Genomic DNA, 6,469 nt, shown 5'->3' on the forward strand with positions numbered 1-6,469 from the left:
GGTTGCTTCCGGCTGGAGCATTTGCCGGGTGGGACTTACACCCACTGGAAAGCGCCACCTTTTCACGGCGCACACCCTCAACGGCCAATCAAGCTGCGCGCTCTCACTGACAGAAAACTAACCGGTCCGTGCGTTTAAGTGGCATTTTCGCGAACATCTATTCGACTTAGCCGCCGCTGGCCGGTCGCCACGCCGACGGCGGCTTAAGCCAACAAGGTGCTGGCACCTCGGTCGTCATGGTGTTTCGCGTCCGCGGTCCGCGTGGGAGTCCGTAGTTTTGCGAACAGAAAAATTGAGCATGTTTGGTGAGGAACTGGAAGCCTAGTACCTCATCGATCGTCAACAAGAAAACGGTCGCAATGCCCTCAGAAAGAATGCTCACGCTTCACAAGAACCTGTCGAGTTGAGGCTGAACGATCGGTATCGGGGCAGCGCAGATAAAGTCACCGGAAGCGAATTCAAAGAGGCCCCTCGTTGGCGGGGCCTTGAGCTACGAAATCACGTGTTTCTGTTAGTACGTCACAGAAGCCCCGCTGCCAGTAAAACTGTGCTGGGTAGGAGCGTCATTTGCATAGTCGCCAACGGCCTGGATGATGTTCACGATCTGTTGCGGCAACCTGCCGCCGCTGACGGCGGTCATTGCAGTACGATCCATCTCGACGGCTACGGGGAGGTCTTTGATTACCAGCGCGTTCATTTCGATTCTCCAAGGGTAATTAGTCAGTCAGGAATGTCAGAGCTTGTCTTGAGGGCGTCGTCACTCCTCGATGAGAATTAACGCAAAGTACGTGCCAAACGGTGGCACCGCGATAAGCGGTCACACAACTAGTTGAAAATATTGGATTTTTAATGGCGACCAGTGCGAATTGGTAGACAGACGTGCGTGGCGACCGGTGGCTCGGATCCAACTCTTCGTCTAGCGCTGTGGGTTAGATCGCGACACATGCGGTCCGCCTACGTTTCCGAGTCACGGAGCAAGGCGAGCGGCAGCTTCAGCATGAAAGCGACTTTTGAATGTCTGGCCGAGTGAGCGGGCGACCGGCTGAACATGGCCGGGTGCTGTCTCACGCGGTCGGCCGTACCGACCCAGGCCGTGTGGAAACCTGATGGACATCTAATGCGATGCTTGACCGCTGACCCGCGAGGCGCGCTTGGTTGCCTTTGCGGTTATCACGGCGAAGACGAGAAAGTGAGCCTCTGCCTTTTGGACGAGCTTAAGGACCGTTTCTCAGGATCTACGGGGTGGTCACACACCCACCTGTCGCATCGCCTTCATCGTCTTCTTGAAGACTAGGATTCTTAGCACTCGAGCGAGATTGTAGGCGAGTACGTTCAAATTCATCTCGGTACCTACGTTGGGTAACCTGCGCATCAGGAAGTGCGTATAGCCCATCCAATGCTTGAACGTTCCGAAGACATGTTCAACGGTTCTTCTGCGCACTGGTGTTAGTCGGATCGATCGCGATGGCTGCGGGGCCGCCGATCCCGAGCGAAGGCACCTGGTCGAAGATCGGCGTCCGCGTAGCGCCGCCGTCACGCGTGCGCCAGACACTTCCCCATGCCGTGCCGATTAAGATGACGTTCGGATTGTTTGGATGCACTGCGATGGCCGTGACCTGGCCGTTCGCACTGATCGCCCCCTGATCGATGGGGCTCGGGCCGATGGGCGCCCAGACGGTTCCATTCAGGCTCATCGTTCACCTCCCCATTGGGTGGTCGGACGTTACCCGTGCTTCGGCGGCGCCGAACCGAGTGAAGGCGTGCCGACGGGCGAATCCATCGGCGGCCTTACCAGCGCACCGGTTAGCCGATACCAATGCTCCCGTGCAAGCGCATAACGCACCGGTGTCGGCGGCAGGCCGCCACGGAAGCGGCGTCGCTCGATCTCAAGATGCTCGTTGGGATCGTCGTGGTGCTCTCGCGGATAGCCGTCGTCACCACCGTGATCGCCGTCGCCGCCGCCAAGCCCCCATGCCGTGCGTGCCGCCAGGACCTTGCTGCTTCTTTTCCATCGCGCCCTCCTCGTGCGGGCCGCCGGAGCGGCGCATGTGTAATAGATCCGGGGTCTCTGCTTCATTTGCAACACTCCCGCCGCTTACGCAGCTTCGATTGTGTTGCATCGACCGGTTGAATCCGCACACGGCTCACGGTACTCGACGCGTTATTGCGACAGATCCTCGCGTCGCGTCTTCACCTGCTGTTCGGTAATTCCTGGCCCAGACGGCGGCGATGCATGTGGCCCGCAAAAGTACGATCGATGGGGCGCCAACGGCCAAACGATTGGCGCCCCAAGTCAAGTATCACGCGGGACAAGACGGCAAACTGAAAGCCGTTCGTAACAAACCTCAACCCGAAAAACTATTCAGCCTAAGCCACCTAAAATGTATAACTCTTGTGATAAGCAGTCCGAAGGTAATAAGTCATCCTTTTCGCGTCGACATTTCCTGACTATGATGCTTGCCGGCGTCGGAAGCGCGACGCTCGCAGCGTGCGGCAGCGGCGCGGCCGATGTCGACGCAGACGTCGCGGGGGTAAGCAAGGTGGCCGCCGGGTCCGCTTCGCCCGACGGCACGGTCACCCCGCCGGCTACGTCGATTGTCGACAGCACTGGTAACACGTGGACGCTCCTGAGCAGCCGCGTGACGAAGAACGGAGCGTCCGTTGCGACGGGCTCGCCCAACCCGCTTACGCTTCTCCTCTGGTTCGGCGGCATGATCTACGCGCAGAACTCGGCGGGCACGTGGTACAAGAACAGCGGCAGCTCATGGGCAACGACAACCGATCCACGCACGAACACGTCCACCGCCTCCACGCCGCTCTTCTACGGCATGAACGGCCACATGGCCTACAACAGCGGCGTCTACAAGACGCTGAGCGCGGCTGCGCAGCTCGCGATCCTCAAGGACCTCGGCGTCACCAACTATCGTGCCGACGTCGCGAGCGGCGGCATGGCCCAGGTGCTCGCGGATGCGCTCAATGGTGCGTTCAAGAACAGCGGCGTGTCGATCCTGCCCGTGCTCAACCCGCTTTCCTGTGGCTGGGATCCGAACGCCTCCGAGTCCACCTCCTACACGCTCGGCTACAACCTCGGCGTGAACTGCACGAAGCCGCTCAAGGGCCTCGTGAAGTACATTGAATGCGGCAACGAACTCGACGTGCCACTCAAGATCAGCGGCAACGGCAGCCAGTACAACCACTGGAGCCCGACGATGTGGGGCTCGTTCCGTGGCGTGATCCGCGGCATGATCGACGGCGTGAAGGCCATCGACCCCACCATCAATTGCGGTGTGAACGTGGGCATTCCGATGGCTTACGGTGCGCTGCAAATGCTGTGGCGCGGCGTCAGCCCGAACGGCACGACCGCCGGTGCGGCCGGCGCGACACCCCTGACCTGGGACTTCACGACGTATCACTGGTATCACAGCTCGGGTGACGTCCTCTGCGGCTGGAACAACAACTCGTGCGTTGACGTTCTGCAAGTGCTCAAGGATTCCTTCGGCAAGCCGATCTGGTTGACGGAATGGGGCTGGTCCGGTTCCGCCGACCAGGGCGCTGCCGCTGCGAACTATGTGACCACGGCACTCACGGAATATCGTTCGATCAAGGACAAGTACAACCTCCAGTCGGTCATGATGTACTGCGTGATCGACCCCAACTATGGCCTGATCCTGGGGGATGGCGTCACGAAGACGCCGGCGTACACGGCGTTCAAGAACTTCGTCGCGGCCAATCCGGTTTCCTGAAGTCCACCACTCCTTGTGCTTCGCCACCCGAAACAGTCATTGTTCGGGTGCGCTGCAAGGATCAAATGCATCCGAATGCATTCACCCTCTGCTCTAGCGTGCATCGCACGCTTGCGTGCGCCCCGGCCAACCTCGTGCCTTGCGGTTTCGACAATCTGGCGACCGAGCTCCCGGGCGGAGGGGCCAAAGAGCGCTCTGATAGAGCTCCTTCGCGCGGCAACCTGGCGTGGGAGAGCGAAGCTTGACCAGTTCGATTTGATCACGCTCGATGAGCAGTCGTATGTGCGGAGGACCAGGCCAAAACCAACGTGTTCAAGTTGATCGCCGAGGGGTATGAAGCCTCGAGAAAAGGGCGCCGGCGGAAGCCGAGCCGCGTCACGTGCCGCGACAGGCAACGCACTCAAGACGGCGGAAACCGTGGAAGAAGCGTCACCGATCAATTTGCGCCCTCGATCGGCCTTCCAGCACCTCGGGTCAAATCGCGATACTGGGTCGGCGAAAGGCCGTGCCATCGTTTAAATGCACGGGTAAACGCACTTTGCTCCGAAAATCCGAGAAGGAATGTAATCTCAATTGCCGACTTTCCGGCGTCGTCCAGGTATCTGAGAGCGAGTTCGTGGCGAGCCTTGTCGAGGATGCAGCGATAGCTCATTCCCTGTTCGGCGAGCTTGCGCTCCAGTGTCCTGCAACTCATCGCCATCGCCTCTGCGAGCCGATCTTTCGTTGGCTCGCCGGACGTGATGTTTTGGAGAATGAAACTCCTGCAGCGGCTTCCCAGATCCGCGCCAGGCGTGCGAGCTAGCTCGCCGACGAGGATGTCGTCGAAGATGCTGGCGAGCTCACGGCTTGCAGTGGGAAGCCTCAAGTCTGCTACTGCCCACGGGATAACAAAACAGTCCTTTGTCGCACCAAAGGTCAACTTGCACGCGAAAAATTGTTCATACGGTGCTATGTCCCCTGGCGTCGGGCGCTTAAGGCAAACCGATTTCAGGTTCAGGGTGTCACCAAGATTGGCTCGACACATGGCGACGACCAGAGATAACCCAAAATCGGCGATGGTATGCCCCAGCGGCGTGTTGCCTCGGCCAGTTTCGTACTCCACTTGGAGTCCTTCGGTGGTGTCGACGCAAAGCAACTGCGCGCTCTCCGCCACGATATGAATGAAGCGCTGCATCCGCTCAAGGGCAGTACGAAGCGAGCCACTGGAAAGCCATGCATAACCGAGCGTACCAAGCAACGAAGGATGCCAGCACTCTGCTGCACGCAAGGCGAAGGCCGTCTCGGGGATGAGAGACATCGCTTTGCTGAAGCCCGCATCGACGATCGAGGCCGGCAAACGCGCGCCAACTTCCGGCACTTCCGTTGCGGCAAGTCCGAGACACTCCGCAAACTCCCGCCGATTGAGATTATATTTCTCAATGAGGCGTAGGCCGACCAGGCCAAAGTTGGCTAGAAACGTTTCTTGGGTCATGTGCAGTCTGTAATTGGCGTTAACCCGCGACGGCGATCTTAATATGATATGAATTATCCAGACGAATACCAAGTCCACGTGGAGGGGATTCGGGTAGGTGATTTGCCCCTCGCCCGATGGGAAAATGCCTGCGTGCGTTTCGGATCACAAAAGCCGCGCATGCGACGCTCGCCTTGTCGCGCCGCCTTTGCAGCAGGACGTCGAGTGCGGCGGCGTGCTCGTCGACCGCACGCCATAGCAGGTACACTCGCCCAGCAGTGTCACGAACATTTCATCAAAATGCCATGTACAGCCCGGCTTGCGGAGCAGCGCTTGCACACGATGAGCAAACCCTGCGCCGAACTTATCGCACCAGTATCGAATCGTCTCGTACCAGCGGATGGCGCAACGGGTGACGCCGGCAGGAAAACTGTGACGGCGATACTGCGATTTCGGTTTCGTCAGCGCGCCATCTTCCGCAACACGGACAGCAAGACAATGTCATAACGACGTCTTCCGGGACATGCAGATCTCCGGCGCGACGGAGAGGGTGCTAAGGGGCGCACCGGTGCTCGCCGCGAATGGATTGACGACCGCTCAAACGAGCACGGCTTCGAGTTTCGGGCCGACGTGGGGTTTCAGCCCGGGCGGAACTTGGGTGGTTCCCGAGGGCGGTAGGCATCCAATCCTGCGCCGGCAGGAACTCGAAAAAAGAGCACTGCAGCAACCTGAGCGCTTGACTGCCCGCAATGTCGGCGGCGCCCGGCGGCTCTCGCCTGGAGTCGAGGAGCGGCCGTCGAGATGATCTCGGAGAGGTCGAGGCGGAACTGGTAAAGCGTGGCCGGTGGAGATTGTCTTGGAAACGCGGGGCGAGGTGGCGAAAGTTAGCGCCTCAAGACGAACGGCTGACGGGTGACGCTGGTTCCAGCAAGCATCGATACGATGCTCGCAAGTTGGGTCTGAAGGCTTTTTATAGGATGGGGACTGGGCTTGACTCCACCAAGGTGCATTTCTAAAATCAGAGTGTGCATCTTGACGAAGAGCGCTCAAACATAAGAAGGTGAGACAAGCACGGACTATCCTATATACAACGGCAGACGCTTTGAATCTTGATCAGCCATTGAGCTGCCGCCTCAGTCGGCGGCAGTTCATCCTAAGCGATCGGGGCATCGGGGTACACCGGCAAGGCCGTCGTCACCATCGATCCCCGGCGCGCGACTTCAGCGCTTGATGCGCAAATACGCGCGGCTGACCGCGGGGCGGCTGTGAATCCAGA

Annotated in this window: 5 protein-coding genes and 2 pseudogenes; 1 reads left to right on the plus strand and 6 read right to left on the minus strand. The window is 59.3% G+C overall.

The features are described 5' to 3' along the window. Positions 1 to 511 precede the first annotated feature (511 nt). The 4 genes and pseudogenes from AWB81_RS39455 to AWB81_RS45320 all read right to left on the minus strand — a co-directional run bounded on the left by AWB81_RS39455 (position 512) and on the right by AWB81_RS45320 (position 2,077). The gene (locus AWB81_RS39455) at positions 512 to 697 is read right to left on the minus strand and encodes a hypothetical protein (RefSeq protein WP_062643688.1); all 186 of its coding nucleotides are present in this window, start codon (positions 695 to 697) and stop codon (positions 512 to 514) included. 549 nt (positions 698 to 1,246) lie between these two features. Continuing rightward, positions 1,247 to 1,441, minus strand: a pseudogene (locus AWB81_RS39460) (transposase); the annotation flags it as partial. Next, positions 1,422 to 1,694 (minus strand): beta propeller repeat protein, encoded by a 273-nt coding sequence (locus AWB81_RS39465; protein WP_062643690.1) that lies wholly within the window; start codon positions 1,692 to 1,694, stop codon positions 1,422 to 1,424. The pseudogene AWB81_RS39460 and the gene AWB81_RS39465, both read right to left, overlap by 20 nt. A gap of 29 nt (positions 1,695 to 1,723) precedes the next feature. Continuing rightward, on the minus strand, positions 1,724 to 2,077 hold the full coding sequence (locus AWB81_RS45320; RefSeq protein WP_097189771.1) for a hypothetical protein: 354 nt from the start codon (positions 2,075 to 2,077) through the stop codon (positions 1,724 to 1,726). Positions 2,078 to 2,450: 373 nt separating this feature from the next. On the opposite strand from AWB81_RS45320, the gene AWB81_RS39470 reads away from it, so the two are divergent. Further along, on the plus strand, positions 2,451 to 3,743 hold the full coding sequence (locus tag AWB81_RS39470; RefSeq protein ID WP_062643692.1) for a glycosyl hydrolase: 1,293 nt from the start codon (positions 2,451 to 2,453) through the stop codon (positions 3,741 to 3,743). Between the two features lie 436 nt (positions 3,744 to 4,179). Here AWB81_RS39470 and AWB81_RS39475 read toward each other — a convergent pair whose 3' ends face one another. Then, positions 4,180 to 5,214, minus strand: coding sequence for an AraC family transcriptional regulator (locus AWB81_RS39475; RefSeq protein ID WP_062643694.1), 1,035 nt, complete (start codon positions 5,212 to 5,214; stop codon positions 4,180 to 4,182). A 166-nt stretch (positions 5,215 to 5,380) separates the two neighbouring features. After that, positions 5,381 to 5,658, minus strand: a pseudogene (locus AWB81_RS47715) (DDE-type integrase/transposase/recombinase); the annotation flags it as partial. Positions 5,659 to 6,469: the final 811 nt, after the last annotated feature.

Origin of the sequence: Caballeronia arationis (assembly GCF_001544975.2) — a bacterium.
Lineage (GTDB): Bacteria > Pseudomonadota > Gammaproteobacteria > Burkholderiales > Burkholderiaceae > Caballeronia > Caballeronia arationis.